Genomic DNA, 17,973 nt, shown 5'->3' with positions numbered 1-17,973 from the left:
CGGAGGAGGCCGCCTCGCGCGCGAGCGCGTCCGCCCGTCCATTAGGCTCGTACGCATGGCCGACGCACCGTACAAGCTGATCCTCCTCCGCCACGGCGAGAGCGAATGGAACGCGAAGAACCTGTTCACCGGCTGGGTGGACGTCAACCTCACCGAGAAGGGCGAGAAGGAGGCGGTCCGCGGCGGTGAGCTGCTGAAGGACGCCGGCCTGCTGCCCGATGTCCTGCACACCTCCCTCCAGAAGCGCGCCATCCGGACCGCGCAGCTCGCGCTCGAGGCCGCGGACCGCCACTGGATCCCGGTGCACCGCTCCTGGCGCCTGAACGAGCGCCACTACGGTGCGCTCCAGGGCAAGGACAAGGCGCAGACCCTCGCCGAGTTCGGCGAGGAGCAGTTCATGCTGTGGCGCCGCTCGTACGACACCCCGCCGCCGGTCCTCGAGGACGGTACGGAGTTCTCGCAGTCCGAGGACCCGCGCTACGCGTCGATCCCGAACGAACTGCGCCCGCGCACCGAGTGCCTCAAGGACGTCGTCGAGCGCATGCTGCCGTACTGGTACGACGGCATCGTCCCGGACCTGCTGGCCGGCCGTACGGTCCTGGTCGCCGCGCACGGCAACTCCCTGCGCGGTCTGGTCAAGCACCTCGACGGCATCTCCGACGCCGACATCACGGGCCTGAACATCCCGACCGGCATCCCGCTCGTCTACGAGCTGGACGCCGACTTCAAGCCCCTCAAGCCGGGCGGCACCTACCTCGACCCGGAGGCCGCCGCGGCCGCCATCGAGGCCGTCAAGAACCAGGGCAAGAAGAAGTAAGTCCCGCGATCAAGCCCCTGACCCGCGCACGCACGGTGCGGGTCGGGGGCTTTCGTCTGCCCGGGCGACCGCCGCCGGACAGGCGGGGTCGGCGGTCCTAGGCCCAATGGCGCATGGCGTGCGGGGGCGGGGGTGGGGAGAGTGGCGGGCATGGAACCTCTCGACCACGTCCGGACCGATGCCTACCTGCGCCGCCTGGGAGCCGGGCGGCCCGCCCGGGCCACGGGCGACTCGCTGCGCGAGCTGCACCTGAGCCACCTGCGCACCGTGCCGTTCGAGAACCTGTCGATCCACCTCGGCGAGGACCTCGTCCTCACCCGGGACGCCGTCTTCGACAAGATCGTGACGGCCGGGCGCGGTGGGATCTGCTACGAACTGAACGGCGGGTTCGCCGCGTTGCTGGGTGCCCTCGGTCACCGCGTGGAGCTCCTCCAGGGCCGCGTGTACGGCAAGGACGGCGCGCTCGGAGTCCCGTACGACCACCTGGCGCTGCGCGTCGACGGGCGCTGGCTCGCCGACGTGGGTTTCGGCGACCACACCGCACACCCGCTGGACCTGGACGAGCCGGGGGAGCAGAAGGATCCGGCCGGGGTGTTCCTGGTCAGGCCGGCCCCGGACGGGGACCTCGAGGTGCTGCGCGACGGCGTGCCGGTGTACCGGCTGGAGACCCGTCCGCGTGTGCTCGCCGACTTCGTGACCGGCGCCTGGTGGCACCGCACCAGCCCGGAGTCCGGCTTCACCCGCGGGCCGGTCTGCTCCCGGCTCACCGCGGACGGCGGCCGGATCACCCTGCGGGACCGCACCCTCATCGCCACCGCGGCGGACGGCGACCGTACGGAGGAGGAGCTGGCGACCGACGAGGAGGTACGGGCCGCCTACCGCGCCGAGTTCGGCATCGTGCTCGACCGGCTGCCCGTGCCGCTCCACCCCCGGCCCTGAGCCGGCCGGCACCCGCCCGCCGGGCGGACCGCCGGTCTCAGGCGACCTCGGTCCACGGGCCGGTGCTCTCCTCCTTCGGGATCCAGAGCAGGGGCTGGCTCGTGCGGCAGTGCTCGCCCGCTTCCTCGTGCCAGGGGAAGAGCCCGTCCCGGTCCGGCCAGAACAGCTGGGTGATGGGCAGGGGCGGGGTCTGGTAGAAGTCGATGCCCGCGCCGAAGAAGTCGTAGTACCAGCTGGGGTGGACGGGCCGGACGATCACGTCGCAGCCGTCGAGGACGTCGTCCCGGCGCTGGTCCGGCCCGAGCGGGTTGCCGCCGCGGATCGCCGCACCCGCCGCGTTCGCCACGCGCGTCGCGGTCCGGGAGGGCAGGCCGAACACGCTCACCTCGGGGCTGCGCAGGGTGTGCCACAGGCCGATGGAGTAGGCCCAGTCGCCGGGGGAGTCGCCGCCCGCCACGCCCATGACGTGCCAGCCGTAGTCCGCGACGTTCTTCGTGGTGCGGGCGTCCCGCTCCTCCGACGGGGGTCCGCCGAACTCGGTCGGGGCGCAGATCAGGCAGAAGCAGGGGAAGTCGGTCACCCGAGGAGCGTAGTCGGGCCGCGCCGGTGGGGCCGGATCAGCCGCGTCCGGACGAGCACTCGGCCGGGGCGGGTCCCCAACCAACACCCGCGGACGGGCGTACGCACGAAGGGCCCCGGCCGAGGGAACTCGGACGGGGCCCTGCGCGTCGTCGGGCCGGCGACGGCGGCGGTCAGCCGCCGCACTGGCAGGGGGCGCCGGACTGGCAGCCGCAGCCGCAGCCCGAGCCGCAGCCGCATGCCGCGAGCAGCGGGAGGCGCAGGGGCTCCGGCCTCGGCGGCTGCTCCTGCTCCGGGGTGATGGGGACGGGGGAATCGGGCATGGTTCCTCCTCGCAGGCGGTGTACAGGGAGTCGTACGGCCTTCGCCTCATTCATGCCCAGTGGCACCGGCGCGTCAACGGCGCATTGGGGCTCGCCGTGCTCGCCGCTCGCCGTGCTCGCCGTGCCCGCCGTCCCCCCGGTGTCAGACGCCCTCGATCTGCGTGGGCTGCTGGAGGTCGTCCGCGTGCTCACCCGTCACCAGGTAGACGACGCGCTTGGCCACCGACACCGCGTGGTCGGCGAAGCGCTCGTAGTAGCGGCCCAGCAGCGTCACGTCCACCGCCGTCTCGATGCCGTGCTTCCAGCGGTCGTCCATCAGGTGCTGGAACAGCGTGCGGTGCAGCTGGTCCATCTCGTCGTCGTCCTGCTCCAGCTGAAGGGCGAGGTCGACGTCCTTCGTGATGATCACCTCGGCGGCCTTGGCCATCAGGCGCTGCGCGAGCTGTCCCATCTCCAGGATGGTGGCGTGCAGGTCGTGCGGGACCGCCCTGTCCGGGAAGCGCAGCCGGGCGAGCTTCGCCACGTGCTGGGCCAGGTCACCGCTGCGCTCCAGGTCGGCGCTCATGCGCAGCGAGGTCACCACGATGCGCAGGTCGGTGGCGACCGGCTGCTGGCGGGCCAGCAGGGCGATGGCGCGGGCCTCCAGGTCGTGCTGGAGGTCGTCGACCTTCTGGTCGGCGGCGATGACGGTCTCGGCGAGCTTCAGGTCGGCGTCGAGCATGGACGTCGTGGCCCGCCCGATCGCGGAACCGACGAGCCGGGCCATCTCGACCAGGCCTTCTCCGATCGAGTCCAGTTCCTCGTGGTACGCGTCGCGCATGTCTCGTGTCCCTCTCTCGACCTACTACTGCGGTACTGCCCGGGGCGGGCCGGGGCGGCCTTCGGCCCCACGTTGACACGGTGAGCCGCAAACGCGTCCGACTCCGGCATGACAAGTGAATCAACCCCGTCGCCAGGGTGAACTCTGGGCGACGACTGTTCGAGCTGCCACCCGAACGGCTGTGGAAGTGTCGTCTGGCCTGCTTAACCTGGATCCATGGACGTGAACGCGGCGGTCGCCGCAGCTGCAGCGATCGCCGGTCTTTGCACCGGTGTGATCGCGATGCTGGCGTTCCGCTGGAGCGAGCGCGACCAGGCCCGCCCCACCCGGAGCTCCATGCGCCCCGACATCAACGCGGTGCTCCCGCCCGGCGTGGACACCGTCCTCTCCGTGCTCCGCTCCTCCGCCGTCGTACTGGACGAGGGCGACGCGGTGGTCAAGGCCAGCTCGGCGGCGTACGCCCTCGGCCTGGTCCGCGGCGGCAAGCTCGCGGTCGAGCCCATGCTCCACATGGCCCGTGACACCCGGCGCGACGGGGAGATACGCCAGGTGGAGCTGGACCTGCCCCGGCGGGGCACCGGCCGCGGCGAGGCCCTCGCCGTCTCGGCGCGCGTGGCCCCACTCGGCTCCCGCCTGGTGCTGCTCCTGGTCGAGGACCTCACCGAGGCCCGCCGCATCGAGGCCGTGCGCCGCGACTTCGTCGCCAACGTGTCGCACGAGCTGAAGACCCCCGTCGGCGCGATCTCCCTGCTGTCCGAGGCCGTCATGGACGCCGCGGACGACCCCGAGGCGGTCAGCCGCTTCGCCGGCCGCATGCAGATCGAGGCCACCCGGCTGATCAACCTCGTGCAGGAGCTCATCGACCTCTCCCGGGTACAGAACGACGACCCGCTGGAGGACGCCGAGCCCGTCCGCGTCGACACGCTCGTGGCCGAGGCCATCGACCGCTGCCGCCACACGGCGTCCTCGAAGCAGATCACCATGGCCGCCGGCGGCACCGCCGACCTGCGCGTCTGGGGCAACCGCGGACAGCTGGCGGCCGCCCTCGGAAACCTGGTCGAGAACGCCGTCAACTACAGCCCCGCCCGCACCCGCGTCGGCATAGCCGGCCGCAGGGTGGCGGCTCCGGGGGGAGACTTGATCGAGATCGCCGTGACCGACCAGGGCATCGGCATCCCGGAGAAGGACCGCGAGCGCATCTTCGAGCGCTTCTACCGCGTGGACCCGGCCCGCTCCCGTGCCACGGGAGGCACGGGCCTCGGCCTTGCGATCGTGAAGCACGTGGCGGCCTCGCACGGCGGGGAGGTGTCGGTATGGAGCTCGGAGGGCCAGGGCTCCACGTTCACCCTGCGACTCCCCGAAGCGGCCGCGCCGGCCCCGGCGCCGACTCCGCACACCCACTCCACCTCTGCCTGAACCAGAACCGCACCAGCCATCCCTGCCCCGGAGGTCCTTCCGTGACCCGAGTGCTCGTCGTCGAGGATGAGGAATCCTTCAGCGACGCCCTGTCGTACATGCTCCGCAAGGAGGGCTTCGAGGTCGCCATCGCCGCGACCGGGCCCGACGGGCTGGACGAGTTCGAGCGCAACGGCGCCGACCTCGTCCTCCTTGACCTGATGCTTCCGGGCCTGCCCGGCACGGAGGTCTGCCGGCAGCTGCGCGGCCGTTCCAACGTTCCCGTGATCATGGTGACCGCCAAGGACAGCGAGATCGACAAGGTCGTCGGGCTGGAGATAGGAGCAGACGACTACGTCACGAAGCCCTTCTCCTCGCGGGAGCTGGTCGCCCGCATCCGCGCGGTCCTGCGCCGCCGCGGCGAGCCGGAGGAGGTCACCCCGGTGGCCCTGGAAGCCGGGCCCGTACGGATGGACGTCGACCGCCACGTGGTCACCGTCGCCGGCGGCAAGGTGGACCTCCCGCTGAAGGAGTTCGACCTGCTGGAGATGCTGCTGCGCAACGCGGGCCGCGTCCTGACCCGCATGCAGTTGATCGACCGGGTCTGGGGCGCCGACTACGTCGGTGACACCAAGACCCTCGACGTCCACGTCAAGCGCCTGCGCGCCAAGATCGAGCCGGACCCGGGCGCGCCGCGCTACCTGGTGACGGTCCGCGGCCTCGGCTACAAGTTCGAGCCGTAAGCCGACGGCGTTCCCGCAGCCGGAGGCCGGTCGGAGGCCGGCACAGCGTCCCGAAGCCGGCGAGGCCCCCGGGGCCTTGCCGTGCGAGGGGCGCACGCGGGAGGGGTTCGAGCCGGACCCGGGCGCGCCGCGCTACCTGGTGACGGTCCGCGGCCTCGGCTACAAGTTCGAGCCGTAAACCGCACCCCGCCGCGTGAGGTGGTGCGCGTACGGGAAGGGCCCCCAGCCGCTGGTGCGGATGGGGGCCCTTCCCGTACGCGTGCGTGGACGGCGCTACGCCGCCCTCTGGATCAGTGGCCCGCGCTGTGCGAGGGAGAACCCGACGGCGTGCCGGCGGCGCTGCCCGAGGGGGAGCCGGACGGGCTGCCCGAGGTGGCACCGGTGGGCGCGCCCGACGGGGAGCCGGAGGGGGTGCCGGCCGGAGTGGCGCCGGCGGCCGGGGAGGCGGCGGGGGCCGCGGTCGGGCCGTAGGGCGCGTACATGCCGGTGGCGGGGACCACGAAGGCCTCGAGCTCGATGCCGCCCGTGCTGCTCAGCTGGAAGGCGACCTTCTGCACTTCGCCGTCCCGGACGGCCGCGGCGCCGTCCTCGATCACGGCGGAGGCGTTGCCCTTGCCGCCGATCACCACGGAGCCGAGAGCCGGCACGGTGACCTTGCCGGAGCCCTCGGCCGGCTTCAGCGTGACCTTGCCCTTGCCACCCGGGAGGGTGATGCCGTCAAGGGTCTGCGCCTTGGTGCCGTTGTTGAAGAGCGTCGCCGAAACGACCGCGGGGCCCTTCTCGCCCTTCTGGCCCTGGGTGATCACCAGTGCGTTCTGGACCTCGATCTCGCCCTTGGTGGCGGCGGCGTTGTCCGGCTTGATCTGGAGGGTCTGCGCGTCCTGGCCCGCACCGCACGCGGCCAGCGAGGCGATCGAGAACACGACGGCGGTGGCGGCGAGGGCGCCGCGTCGAAGGCTGCGGCTCACGGCGGCGGCAACTCCTTGGACGAACGGAAGGGGCGGGTGGGCACTCGGAACGGCCGAGGTAAAGCCGCTCTAAGGGTGTGTCAGCGCGCTTAGGTTACCGAGCCGCCGCCCCGCCCCCGCACCCGACCCTCCGCAGCGCAGCCGCCACCCTGCGGGCACCCCGCGATCTTGCATTCCGCCCGCGCTTCCGGTGCCCTTCGCCGCGCCGATCATGCGGCGCTCGCATATCGTGCGCCGGACCTCCGGTGATCAATTTCCGGGATTCTCCCGAACACCCCTCCGTGATCAATTCGGCATTGGGCCGGAACCCGCTGCGTGGGGGCGGCCGCCAGTCGAACGGAGTAGTTCGGTTTCCCGACTCCGAAACCGGCAAAACGGGACGTACATCACACGGATGGGGGTGTCGGGCAGGTGTAGCGTGGCCCTTTCGCCTGGTCCGCGCAGCGCCCCCGACCTGCGAATACCCCCTTCCGCAAGCCCTTCGCAGCACGTTCCTGTTGCTGTTGTCAAGCCCCGAGATGTGCCCTGACCTGCGAAAACGCCATTCATAACAGTCAGTTCTCGTGTTACCCTGGATAGCCACGGAAGGGGTACCTGTCACATGACGTTCAAGGTTGGCGACACCGTGGTCTATCCCCATCACGGGGCCGCGCTGATCGAGGCCATTGAGACTCGTCAGATCAAAGGCGTGGACAAGACCTACTTGGTGCTCAAGGTCGCCCAGGGCGACCTGACGGTTCGTGTGCCTGCGGACAATGCGGAGTTCGTCGGCGTTCGCGACGTAGTCGGCCAGGACGGGCTGGACCGGGTCTTCGAGGTGCTCCGCGCACCGTATGCAGAAGAGCCGACGAACTGGTCCCGGCGCTACAAGGCAAATCTGGAGAAGCTCGCTTCTGGCGATGTCATCAAGGTCGCCGAAGTGGTGCGTGACCTGTGGCGTCGTGAGCGTGAGCGCGGGCTTTCCGCGGGTGAGAAGCGCATGCTCGCGAAGGCACGCCAGATCCTGGTGAGCGAGCTCGCGCTCGCTGAGAACACGAACGAGGACAAGGCCGAGGCCCTCCTCGACGAGGTGCTCGCGTCCTGACGCGAGGCATCCCGTGCACAGCCTCTGTGCACAGTCTGCCGCGGTGCCCGATGACAAGGTCTCTCCTCCACGAGAGACCTGTTGCCGGGCGCTGCGGCATGTCTGTATCCGCACGTATCCGTACTCTTCTGCACTACTCGCCGCCACCGACTCGATGGCGTGCCGGGCCCGGGCAGCCTGCTCGACCGGTCGTCACGGAAGGGGCGAGGGCGTCGCACCCGGCACCCTTCAGGCCATACCCATGTCGGCCGAAGTCACAAACCTGGCTCGGAGCTACTGATGTCTGACGTAACGCGCCCCCACCGCACCGCCGCGGTGATCCCGGCCGCCGGCCGCGGGGTACGCCTCGGCCCCGGTGCCCCCAAGGCCCTGCGGGCCCTCGGCGGCACCCCGATGCTCGTCCACGCCGTCCGCGCCATGGCCCGCTCCCGGGCGGTCTCCCTGGTCGTGGTCGTCGCCCCGCCCGCCGAGACCGCCGAGGTGCGCCTCCTGCTGGGCGAGCACGCGCTGCCCGAGCGGACCGAGCTCCTCGTCGTGCCCGGCGGCGAGACCCGCCAGGAGTCGGTGCGCGCCGGCCTGGCCGCGCTGCCGCAGGACGTCACCTCCGTGCTCATCCACGACGCGGCCCGCCCGCTCGTCCCCGTGGACACCGTGGACGCCGTCGTCGAGGCCGTACGCGACGGAGCGCCCGCCGTGGTGCCCGCGCTGCCGCTGGCCGACACCGTGAAGGAGGTCGAGCCCGGCAAGCCCGGCGAGGCCGAGCCGGTGCTCGCCACGCCCGAGCGGGCCCGGCTGCGCGCCGTGCAGACCCCGCAGGGCTTCGACCTCGCCACCCTCCTGAAGGCGCACGCCGTGATCGCCGTCGACGGCGAGGGCGCCACCGACGACGCCGGCATGGTGGAACGGCTCGGCGTCACCGTCGTGGTCATCCCGGGCCACGAGGAGGCCTTCAAGGTCACCCGCCCGCTCGACCTGGTCCTCGCAGAGGCCGTACTCGCCCGCAGGAGGGCCACCGATGCTTTCTAGTCCGCAGAGCCCGCAGAGCCCGCAGAGCCCGCAGAGCCCGCAGGCCCCGCTGATCCCGCTCGTCGGCATCGGCACCGACGTCCACGCCTTCGAGACCGGCCGCGAGCTGTGGTGCGCGGGCCTGCTCTGGGAGGGCGAGGACGGCCTCGCCGGCCACTCCGACGGCGACGTCGCCGCGCACGCCGCCTGCGACGCCCTCTTCTCCGCCGCCGGCGTCGGCGACCTGGGCGCCCACTTCGGCACCTCCCGCCCCGAGTGGTCCGGCGCCGCCGGCGTCACCCTGCTGGCGGAGGCCGCCCGGATCGTCCGCGCCGAGGGCTTCGAGATCGGCAACATCGCCATCCAGGTGATCGGCGTGCGCCCGAAGATCGGCAAGCGGCGCGAAGAGGCGCAGAAGGCGCTCGCCGCCGCGGCCGGCGCCCCGGTCTCCGTATCCGGCACCACCACCGACGGACTGGGCCTCACCGGCCGGGCCGAAGGGCTCGCCGCGATCGCGACCGCCCTCGTGTACCGGACGAACCGGGCCTGAACACCCGTAGCGACGGCACTTCTTCCGTGACAAAGGTGCCCCGCGTCCCCAAAGGGCGCGGGGCACTGCTACAGGACCACTACCCTGGATGCCGTGACTATTCGCCTGTACGACACCAGCGCCCGGCAGATCCGCGACTTCACCCCGCTCACCGCGGGCTGCGTCTCGATCTACCTCTGTGGCGCCACGGTGCAGGCCGCCCCGCACATCGGCCACATCCGGTCGGGCCTCAACTTCGACATGATGCGCCGCTGGTTCGAGTACCGGGGCTACGAGGTCACCTTCATCCGCAACGTCACGGACATCGACGACAAGATCATCGCGAAGTCCGCCGAGCAGCGCCGCCCGTGGTGGTCCATCGGCTACGAGAACGAGCGCGCCTTCAACGACGGCTACAGCGCCCTCGGCTGCCTCCCGCCCACCTACGAGCCCCGCGCCACCGGCCACGTCACCGAGATGGTCGAGATGATGCGCGGCCTCATCGAGCGCGGTCACGCCTACGAGTCCGAGGGCAACGTCTACTTCGACGTGAAGTCGTACCCCGGCTACCTCGCGCTCTCCCGCCAGGAACTGGACAACATCCGCCAGCCGGAGAGCACCGGCGAGACCGGCAAGCGCGACGCCCGCGACTTCGCCATGTGGAAGTCCGTCAAGCCCGGCGAGCCCTCCTGGGAGACCCCGTGGGGCCGCGGCCGCCCGGGCTGGCACCTGGAGTGCTCCGCCATGGCGCACAAGTACCTCGGCGAGGCCTTCGACATCCACGGCGGCGGGCTCGACCTGATCTTCCCGCACCACGAGAACGAGATCGCCCAGGCGAAGGCCTTCGGCGACGAGTTCGCGAACTACTGGGTCCACAACGCCTGGGTCACCATGTCCGGCGAGAAGATGTCCAAGTCCCTCGGGAACTCGGTCCTCGTCTCCGAGATGGTCAAGCAGTGGCGCCCGATCGTCCTGCGCTACTACCTCGGCACCCCGCACTACCGGTCGATGATCGAGTACAGCGAGGAGGCGCTGCGCGAGGCCGAGTCGGCCTTCGCCCGGATCGAGGGCTTCTACCAGCGCGTCATCGAGAAGGCCGGCGGCCCCGTCGAGGCCGCGGGCGAGGTCCCGCCCGCCTTCGCCGAGGCCATGGACGACGACCTGGGCGTCCCGCAGGCGCTCGCCGTCGTCCACACCACCGTCCGCCAGGGCAACAGCGCGCTCGCCGCCGACGACAAGGACGCGGCCATCGCGCGCCTGTCCGAGGTGCGGGCCATGCTGGCCGTCCTCGGTCTGGACCCGCTCGACCCGCACTGGGCCGGCGAGGCCGACCGCGGGGAAGACCTCCACGGCGCCGTCGACACCCTCGTGCGCCTCGTCCTCGAACAGCGCGAGTCGGCCCGGTCCCGCAAGGACTGGGCGACCGCCGACGCCATCCGCGACCAGCTCCAGCAGTCCGGGCTGGTCATCGAGGACAGTCCGTCGGGCCCGCGCTGGACGCTCGGCCCCCGCTGAGCCCAGTCCCGGCCGCGTGCCGGCCGGCTGAGCTTGGTGTGCCGCCCGGCGCTCCGGGCGGCACACTCTTCATACGTACATACCGCAGCACCAACGAAAACAGGTAGAAGTCATGGCCGGGAACAGCCAGCGCAGGAACCGCCGCACGTCCAACAAGAAGGGCGCGACGGTCGGCAGCGGTGGCCAGCGGCGCAAGGGACTGGAAGGCAAGGGCCCCACGCCCAAGGCCGAGGACCGCAAGAAGCACAAGGCCAACCGCATCGCCAACGCCATGGCCCGGCAGGCGGCCAAGCGCCGCCCGGCCCCCCGCCGCGGCGGCCCCAAGGGCACCAGCGAGATGGTCGTCGGCCGCAACCCGGTCTTCGAGGCGCTGCGCGACGGCGTGCCCGCCACGACGCTCTACGTCCAGCAGTTCATCGACAACGACGAGCGCGTCCGCGAGGCCCTCCAGCTCGCCGCCGAGCGCGGCAACATCAACCTGATGGAAGCCCCGCGCCCCGAGCTCGACCGCCTGACCAACGGGCTCAACCACCAGGGCCTGGTGCTCCAGGTCCCGCCGTACGAGTACGCGCACCCCGAGGACCTCACCGCGGCCGCCTACGACGACGGCGACGACCCGCTGATCGTGGCCCTCGACGGCGTCACCGACCCGCGCAACCTCGGCGCGATCGTCCGCTCCGTCTCCGCCTTCGGCGGCCACGGCGTGGTCATCCCCGAGCGCCGCGCCGCCGGCATGACCGCCGGCGCCTGGAAGACCTCGGCCGGCACCGCCGCCCGCACCCCGGTCTCCCGCGTCACCAACCTGACCCGCGCCCTCCAGGACTACAAGAAGGCCGGCATGACCATCGTCGGCCTCGCGGCCGAGGGCGAGCACACGGTCACCGACCTGGAGGCGCTCGGCGGCCCGGTCGTCATCGTCGTCGGCTCCGAGGGCAAGGGCCTCGGCCGCCTCGTCGGCGAGAACTGCGACTACCTCGTGCGCATCCCGATGCCGGGCGGCGCCGAGTCCCTCAACGCCGGTGTCGCCGCGGGCGTCGTGCTCTACGAGGCGGCCCGCCGCCGCGCGGACCGCGGCCGCGTCTGATCCCCGCGGTCTCCGGATCCCTTGATCCACTTGGCTCACGGAAAGTGACCCGTGAGCGTGTCACCCCGCCCGTTTCGGGCGGGGTGGCTTGATCTTGACGGGTCTCGGACACATCCCTGTCGTCAAGGCAGTGTCCTAAACACTGATCACTCGGTTAGATGAGTGTGGACACCAGAACGTCAGGGTTCGACGACCAGCCCGCGCTGAGCATGGTCAAGGTGCCGTGCGATCCCGCACAGGTCATCGTCAACCACGCCAGCTTCCGCGTGCGGCTCGCACCGAGCCCGAGCGCGCGTTCCAAGCCCGCCAAGGCCCCCGGCCGCGCGCCCGTCCTTGGCGGCGCCGTGGTGGCGGCCGCCGGGGCCACCCGCCGCCGCGCCCCCGTGGTGTGGAGCGGCAAGTCCGACGCCGGCGACGCCGCGGCCATGGGCGGACTGCTCCAGGCCGTACGCGAGGCCGGGCGCGGCCACGACGGGTACGACGGCGGCGAGTACGACGGCGGAGCCACCCAGGTCATCCCGCGCATCGACCTCGCCCACGACCTCGCCGAGGACACCCTCGCCACGCCGACCGTCATCGGCCAGCGCAGCTACGGGGACCCCGCCGAGACCCGCCCGCTGGCCGCCGTACGGGACCTGCCCCAGCCCCAGGAGCCGCTCGGCTCCGGGCCCGGGCCGGACTCCCGGCGGCCCGCCGCCGACAACCGGGGACAGGCCTCGTACTACCCCGGCCGCCGCATGAACCTCGGTGTCGTGCTGCTCCCGCTGCGCGTCTTCCTCGGCTTCATCTCCATCTACGCCGGCATGGGCAAGCTGTGCGACCCCGTCTACTTCGACGGCGGCGAACGCGGCTCCATGGTCACCTGGCTGCACACGCTCACCCCGTGGGCGCTCGCCGAGCCGCTGCGCGACTTCGCTCTCGCGCACCCCGTGGGCGCCGGCCTGAGCGTGGCCTTCCTCCAGGTCATCGTGGGCGTGCTGACGGTGTTCGGCCTGTGGCAGCGGTTCGCCGCCTGCTTCGGGGCGCTGCTGTCCGCCGCGCTGCTGATGACGGTGAGCTGGAAGACCGTCCCCGCCTACGACGCGCCCGACATCATCTACCTCGCCGCCTGGAGCCCGCTGATCATCGCGGGCGCCCCGGTCTACTCCCTCGACGGGCGTCTCGCCGGCGAGGCCTGGCGCACCCTCGGGCCGCGCTCCGAGATCTGGCGGCTGCGGCGGCGCGTGCTGCGCCGCGGGGCCGTCATGGCCACCGTCGTGTGCGGGCTGACCCTGCTCGTCGGCTCGCTCCTCGGCGGCGCCGTCCGCTCCACCACCGTCGTCACCGTCCCCGGGCCCGGCCAGGCCCCGACCAACTACCTGCCGGGCCGGCCGCTGCCGCAGACCCCGGCCAGGCAGCAGCCCGCCGCGCAGCCGACGACCAGGGCGGCCACCCCCTCGGCCTCCGCCACTCCCACCGAGCCCGCCGCGAAGTCCGGCAAGAGCGCCTCGGGCGCCCCCAGCCGGGAGACGGCGGGGACGGGATCCCAGTCGCCCACGGCGACGCGGGGCACCACCGGCAAGCAGCAGACCCCGCGCAGCACCCCCCGCCAGTCCACCTCGCCCCGGCAGCCGTCCTCCTCGGGCAGCTCGAACGGCGGGGGCGGTACTCCGACGAAGCAGCCCGGCCTGATCGGCGGTCTCATCGGCTGAGCCCCGCCGACGGGGATCGGTACGACGACAGGGGCCCGGCACGCGCGAGCGTGCCGGGCCCTTCGCGTGCCGGCGTGCCGGGGCCTTGGCGTGCCGGCGTGCCGGGGCCTTGGCGTGCGCCGAGGGCCGGGAGGGGGCTCAGGAGCCCGCCTGCGCCGCCAACTCCCTTGCGGCCTCGGTCAGGTCCTTCGCGGTGTCGATGGCCCGCCAGTAGGCCCCCTGGGGCAGCGGGAAGCCGGCCAGCCGCCGCTCGCGCGCCAGGCGCGGGAACGTGGTCCGCTCGTGGTCCCCCAAGTCCGGGAGCAGCTCGGCGAATTCGGGTCCGAAGACGTACACGCCGGCGTTGACGGGGTACGGGGACGGCGGAGCCTCGATGAAGTCCAGCACGTGCCCGAACTCGTTGGTCTCCACCACCCCCCACGGGATCCGCGGCCGGGCCAGCGCCAGCGTCGCCACGGCGCCGCGTTCGGCGTGGAAGGCCGCCATCTCGCGCAGCGAGAACCGGGTCCAGATGTCGCCGTTCGTCGCGTACCAGGCCGCGTCCGGCCGGGGGAGGTGCCGGGCGGCGTACTTGAGGCCACCGCCCCGGCCCAGCGGCTCCTCCTCGACCACGGTGGTCACCCGCAGCGGCAACCGCGCCCCGGCCAGCCACTCCTGGAGCACCCCGGCGAGGTGCCCGCAGGAGACCACCGCGTCCGTGACGCCCTCGGCGGCCAGCCAGGCCAGCTGGTGCCCGATGATCGGCACCCCCGTCCCCGGGATCTCGACCATCGGCTTGGGGCGGTCGTCCGTGTACGGACGCAGCCGCGCACCCTGGCCGCCCGCCAGGACGACTGCCTGGGTGGGGGCGGCGGGGAACGCGGCTGCGGATGAAGCGGATGAAGCGGATGGAGCGGATCGGTGGTCGTCGGTCATGGCGGCCAGCGTAGGGACGCGAGGTGCGTCAGCCCATGGAGGCGACGCCCGTGGCGTACGAGGTGTCGCACACCGGGCGGGCGTACGACTGCGCCTTCGTGGGGCCGTACGCGTCGACGGCGGCCCGTCCCAGTGCCCGGGCGATCTCCACGCAGTGCTCGGCGAGCGAGGGCCGCCGGTTCACCTCCTGCTGGAGGTGCGTGAGGACGTCGTCCGGCGCCTGGCCCTGCTGCAGATCGCCGACGAGCTGGTCGCGCAGCACCTCGTGTGCGGCGCGCGGCTTCGCCGGGGCGGAGACGCCCTCGGCGGAGGCGGTCAGGATCTGGGAGGAGGACGTGTCCGCCCAGGGGACCATGGTGACCGCGAGGGTCCCGGACAGGACGAGGACGACGGGCAGGACCAGGGCGAGGGATCGGCCGATACGGCGGGCAGTGTGGGTCACGAGGGCGAGAGTAGCGCTCGGTGAAGATTTGGCGACATTTAGTCACCCTGTCGAGGGATGGTTCGACGTGGCTTTTCGAATTGCGGGTTGACGGAGAGGGGCGAATGGCCCGGTCTGCCGGAGTTCGGCAACGCACGGCGGAGGGGCGCCCCTTGGCGGAACGCCCCTCGGTCAGGCCGTGTGGTGCGGTCAGTCGGAGAGGCGCTCGCCGGAGGAGGTCGAGAACACGTGGATCTCGCCGGCCCGCGGCACCACGTGCAGGCTGGAGCCCTTCTCGGGCACCTGGCGGCCGTTGACGCGGACCACGAGGTCCTGGCCGCCCTTCTCCTGCGCGCCCTTCTCCACCGGGGTGGAGCCGTACACGTAGCCGTCGGCGCCGAGTTCCTCGACGACGTTCACGTCGATGGTCAGGCCGCCGGTCTCGGCGAGGTCGAAGTGCTCGGGGCGCACGCCGACCGTGACGGTGCGGTCGCCCGCGTCGGCCGCGGCGGCGAGCGCCTCGCGCGACACCGGGACGACGCTGTCGCCGAACTTCACGCCGCCGTCGGTGATCGGGACCTCGACCAGGTTCATGGCCGGGGAGCCGATGAAGCCGGCCACGAAGAGGTTCGCGGGACGGTCGTACATGTTGCGCGGGGTGTCGACCTGCTGGAGCAGCCCGTCCTTCAGGACGGCCACGCGGTCGCCCATCGTCATCGCCTCGACCTGGTCGTGGGTGACGTAGACGGTGGTGATGCCGAGGCGGCGCTGGAGGCTCGCGATCTGCGTACGGGTGGACACGCGGAGCTTGGCGTCCAGGTTCGACAGCGGCTCGTCCATGAGGAACACCTGCGGCTGGCGCACGATCGCGCGGCCCATGGCGACGCGCTGGCGCTGACCGCCGGAGAGCGCCTTGGGCTTGCGGTCGAGGTAGGGGCGCAGGTCGAGGATGTCGGCCGCCTCCTCCACCTTCTTGCGGATGGTGCCCTTGTCCACGCCGGCGATCTTGAGCGCGAAGCCCATGTTGTCGGCGACGGACATGTGCGGGTAGAGCGCGTAGTTCTGGAACACCATCGCGATGTCCCGGTCCTTGGGCGGCAGGTGCGTGACGTCGCGGTCACCGATGCGGATGGCACCGCCGTTGACGTCCTCCAGGCCGGCGAGCATGCGCAGCGAGGTGGACTTGCCGCAGCCGGAAGGACCGACGAGGACGAGGAACTCGCCGTCCTCGATCTCCAGCTCCAGCTGGTCGACGGCGGGCTTGTCGCCGCCGGGGTACAGCCGGGTCGCCTTGTCGAAGGTGACAGAAGCCATGGTGATGAATCCCTTCTACCGGCAGGAACGTGCCGGACGATCCGAGTGGAAGGAAGAATGGGTCTAGTCCAGTAGCACCGGACTCCGCCCGACGCTACCTCCCGGAGCCCCGTCTGTCAGCACCCGGGGGCGGGCGATCGGCGGACGGGCCCGGGCTCCCGCTCAGGTGGGGGTGTCCGAGGGCGGCCCCGGTTTGGTGTGGAGGATTTCGCGGGCCTGGTCCGCCGCGCGGGCGATGCTCTCGGCGACGAAGTCGACGAAGCGGGCGATGTTCTCCAGGCGGGCGGCGGCCGGGGTGCCGGGGCCGAGGACGCTGACGCCCTGGCGCGCGGTCTCGGCGAGCAGGGCGTTGGAGCGGGCGCCGGCGATCGTCGACTGGTACATGACGTCGTCGTCGACGACGTAGCGCTCGCGGCGGCGTTCGTCGCGTTCGCGGCGGATGAGGCCCTGGCCGTCGAGGAACGCGACCGCCTTGGAGATGGAGGCCGGGCTGACCTGGAGGCGCTGGACCAGCTCGGACGCGGTGAGGCTGCCCGCGTCGGTCGTGTAGAGGGACGCCAGCACCCGGGCCGTCATCGCGGGCAGGCCCTGCGCGGTGAAGAGGGTCGTGAAGGTCTCCTCGTACTCGCGCACGGCCTCGGCGTCGCGTCCGTGGGCCTGCTCGGGCGCCTGCGACCCCCGGGGCGCGGGCTGCCTGCGCCGGTGCGCGCGCCGTTCGGTGGCGCGGTGGGCCAGCTCCGCGCGGTAGGCGGCGGGGCCGCCGTTGCGCATCACCTCGCGGGTGATCGTCGAGGTGGGGCGGTCGAGGCGCCTGGCGATCTCCGCGTAGGCGAGGTCGTCGGCCAGTCCCAGCGCGATCTGCTGGCGTTCCTGCTGGGTGAGTCTGCCTCCCGGCATCGCGGTCTCCTTCGTGGTGCGGCGTCGCTCCAGCATAGCGTTCAGTCTTCATTCATTGCAACGCCATGAGAGGTGCGTGTTGCATTGAAATCAAAGCCATTGCAATGAAATACCTGCCCTGAGCTGGCGTTATGTGATGGACGTGCAACGGGTGCGTTGCCAGATCTGTGAATGCAACGTAGCTTTTCGTTCATCAGAAACGGCGGGCCGGCCGAGTGCCCGCCACTGGAGAAAGAGAAGAACGATGCAGAAGTTCGCCACCGCCACCCCCGTCTCCGCCGTCCTGGACATCCCCGCCGGCCGCATCCGCCTCATCGCCGCCGACCGCGCCGACACCACCGTCGAGGTCCTTCCCGCGAACGCCGCCAAGAGCCGTGACGTGAAGGCCGCGCAGCAGACCGCCGTCGAGTACGCCGACGGGGTCCTGCGGATCGAGACCCCCGACGCCAGGCACCAGATCCTCGGCGCGTCCGGATCCGTCGAGGTCACCGTCCAGCTGCCGGCCGGATCCCGCGTCCAGGCGAAGGCGGCCAGCGCCGAACTCCGCGGCGTCGGACGCCTCGGCGACGTCGCCTTCGAGGGCGCCGAGGGCACCGTCAAGCTCGACGAGACCGCCGCCGCCCAGCTGACCCTGATGGCCGGCGACGTGAGCGTCGGCCGCCTCGGCGGCCCCGCCCGGATCAGCACCCAGAAGGGCGACATCCGCGTCGCCGAAGCCGTCCACGGCGCCGTCGAGCTGAGCACCCAGGCCGGCGACGTCACCGTCGGCGCCGCCCGCGGAGTCAGCGCCACCCTCGACGCCGGCACCTCCTACGGCCGCGTCCACAACGCGCTCAACAACACCGACGGCGCCGCCGCCGGCCTCACCATCCACGCCACCACCGCCCACGGCGACATCACCGCCCGCAGCATCTGACCCGCAGCCCCTGAGGAG

Annotated in this window: 18 protein-coding genes and 2 pseudogenes; 12 read left to right on the top strand and 8 right to left on the bottom strand. The window is 72.0% G+C overall.

The genetic code is table 11. From position 1 onward, the window contains the following. The first annotated feature begins 55 nt into the window (after positions 1-55). Both ACZ6JT_RS25620 and ACZ6JT_RS25615 read left to right on the top strand, forming a co-directional pair. Positions 56-817, top strand: a complete 762-nt coding sequence (locus tag ACZ6JT_RS25620) for a phosphoglyceromutase (protein ID WP_469213164.1) — start codon at positions 56-58, stop codon at positions 815-817. Between the two features lie 150 nt (positions 818-967). Continuing rightward, positions 968-1,756 (top strand): arylamine N-acetyltransferase family protein, encoded by a 789-nt coding sequence (locus tag ACZ6JT_RS25615; RefSeq protein ID WP_469213163.1) that lies wholly within the window; start codon positions 968-970, stop codon positions 1,754-1,756. Between the two features lie 37 nt (positions 1,757-1,793). Here ACZ6JT_RS25615 and ACZ6JT_RS25610 read toward each other — a convergent pair whose 3' ends face one another. From ACZ6JT_RS25610 to phoU, 3 genes are all read right to left on the bottom strand, one after another. Further along, complete coding sequence (locus ACZ6JT_RS25610) at positions 1,794-2,336, bottom strand: DUF4262 domain-containing protein (RefSeq protein WP_469213162.1); 543 nt, start codon at positions 2,334-2,336, stop codon at positions 1,794-1,796. 172 nt (positions 2,337-2,508) lie between these two features. Further along, a complete protein-coding gene (locus tag ACZ6JT_RS25605; RefSeq protein WP_167344738.1) occupies positions 2,509-2,658 on the bottom strand; it encodes a hypothetical protein in 150 nt (49 codons plus the stop codon). A 142-nt stretch (positions 2,659-2,800) separates the two neighbouring features. Next, entirely contained in the window at positions 2,801-3,478 is a 678-nt protein-coding gene (phoU, locus tag ACZ6JT_RS25600; RefSeq protein WP_469213160.1) for a phosphate signaling complex protein PhoU, read from the bottom strand. Between the two features lie 216 nt (positions 3,479-3,694). Here phoU and phoR point away from each other — a divergent pair. The 3 genes and pseudogenes from phoR to ACZ6JT_RS25585 all read left to right on the top strand — a co-directional run. After that, positions 3,695-4,852 (top strand): annotated as a pseudogene (gene phoR / locus ACZ6JT_RS25595) (two-component system sensor histidine kinase PhoR); the annotation flags it as partial. Positions 4,853-4,944: 92 nt separating this feature from the next. Beyond that, positions 4,945-5,616: a two-component system response regulator PhoP gene (phoP, locus tag ACZ6JT_RS25590; RefSeq protein WP_469213301.1), complete on the top strand. Its 672-nt coding sequence runs from the start codon at positions 4,945-4,947 to the stop codon at positions 5,614-5,616. Between the two features lie 91 nt (positions 5,617-5,707). Then, positions 5,708-5,794, top strand: a pseudogene (locus tag ACZ6JT_RS25585) (DNA-binding response regulator); the annotation flags it as partial. A 112-nt stretch (positions 5,795-5,906) separates the two neighbouring features. Here ACZ6JT_RS25585 and ACZ6JT_RS25580 read toward each other — a convergent pair. After that, the gene (locus ACZ6JT_RS25580) at positions 5,907-6,584 is read right to left on the bottom strand and encodes a DUF461 domain-containing protein (protein WP_469213158.1); all 678 of its coding nucleotides are present in this window, start codon (positions 6,582-6,584) and stop codon (positions 5,907-5,909) included. A 601-nt stretch (positions 6,585-7,185) separates the two neighbouring features. On the opposite strand from ACZ6JT_RS25580, the gene ACZ6JT_RS25575 reads away from it, so the two are divergent. The 6 genes from ACZ6JT_RS25575 to ACZ6JT_RS25550 all read left to right on the top strand — a co-directional run bounded on the left by ACZ6JT_RS25575 (position 7,186) and on the right by ACZ6JT_RS25550 (position 13,492). Further along, positions 7,186-7,668 (top strand): CarD family transcriptional regulator, encoded by a 483-nt coding sequence (locus ACZ6JT_RS25575; protein WP_003953493.1) that lies wholly within the window; start codon positions 7,186-7,188, stop codon positions 7,666-7,668. A 279-nt stretch (positions 7,669-7,947) separates the two neighbouring features. Continuing rightward, complete coding sequence (gene ispD / locus ACZ6JT_RS25570) at positions 7,948-8,694, top strand: 2-C-methyl-D-erythritol 4-phosphate cytidylyltransferase (RefSeq protein ID WP_469213157.1); 747 nt, start codon at positions 7,948-7,950, stop codon at positions 8,692-8,694. Next, positions 8,684-9,223, top strand: a complete 540-nt coding sequence (gene ispF, locus ACZ6JT_RS25565) for a 2-C-methyl-D-erythritol 2,4-cyclodiphosphate synthase (protein WP_469213155.1) — start codon at positions 8,684-8,686, stop codon at positions 9,221-9,223. Before ispD ends, ispF begins: the two co-directional genes overlap by 11 nt. Before the next feature lie 93 nt (positions 9,224-9,316). Beyond that, complete coding sequence (gene cysS, locus ACZ6JT_RS25560; RefSeq protein WP_469213153.1) at positions 9,317-10,717, top strand: cysteine--tRNA ligase; 1,401 nt, start codon at positions 9,317-9,319, stop codon at positions 10,715-10,717. Positions 10,718-10,829: 112 nt separating this feature from the next. After that, a complete protein-coding gene (rlmB, locus tag ACZ6JT_RS25555) occupies positions 10,830-11,801 on the top strand; it encodes a 23S rRNA (guanosine(2251)-2'-O)-methyltransferase RlmB (RefSeq protein ID WP_469213151.1) in 972 nt (323 codons plus the stop codon). Positions 11,802-11,959: 158 nt separating this feature from the next. Further along, a complete protein-coding gene (locus ACZ6JT_RS25550) occupies positions 11,960-13,492 on the top strand; it encodes a DoxX family membrane protein (RefSeq protein WP_469213149.1) in 1,533 nt (510 codons plus the stop codon). Between the two features lie 138 nt (positions 13,493-13,630). Here ACZ6JT_RS25550 and ACZ6JT_RS25545 read toward each other — a convergent pair whose 3' ends face one another. The 4 genes from ACZ6JT_RS25545 to ACZ6JT_RS25530 form a co-directional block, all read right to left on the bottom strand. Then, positions 13,631-14,407 carry a nucleotidyltransferase family protein gene (locus tag ACZ6JT_RS25545; protein ID WP_469213147.1) on the bottom strand — a complete coding sequence of 259 codons (777 nt, stop codon included), beginning with the start codon at positions 14,405-14,407 and terminating at the stop codon, positions 13,631-13,633. Positions 14,408-14,435: 28 nt separating this feature from the next. Beyond that, positions 14,436-14,849: a hypothetical protein gene (locus ACZ6JT_RS25540; protein ID WP_469213145.1), complete on the bottom strand. Its 414-nt coding sequence runs from the start codon at positions 14,847-14,849 to the stop codon at positions 14,436-14,438. 189 nt (positions 14,850-15,038) lie between these two features. Then, on the bottom strand, positions 15,039-16,142 hold the full coding sequence (locus ACZ6JT_RS25535) for an ABC transporter ATP-binding protein (protein ID WP_469213143.1): 1,104 nt from the start codon (positions 16,140-16,142) through the stop codon (positions 15,039-15,041). Positions 16,143-16,304: 162 nt separating this feature from the next. After that, entirely contained in the window at positions 16,305-17,039 is a 735-nt protein-coding gene (locus ACZ6JT_RS25530; RefSeq protein ID WP_469213300.1) for a helix-turn-helix domain-containing protein, read from the bottom strand. Between the two features lie 244 nt (positions 17,040-17,283). On the opposite strand from ACZ6JT_RS25530, the gene ACZ6JT_RS25525 reads away from it, so the two are divergent. Continuing rightward, positions 17,284-17,955 (top strand): DUF4097 family beta strand repeat-containing protein, encoded by a 672-nt coding sequence (locus tag ACZ6JT_RS25525; protein WP_469213141.1) that lies wholly within the window; start codon positions 17,284-17,286, stop codon positions 17,953-17,955. The last annotated feature ends 18 nt before the right edge of the window (positions 17,956-17,973 follow it).

It is taken from the genome of Streptomyces sp. NPDC046308, from assembly GCF_055588065.1.
Note: the sequence above shows the minus strand (reverse complement) of the source record. Positions and strands in the feature narration are given on the sequence as shown.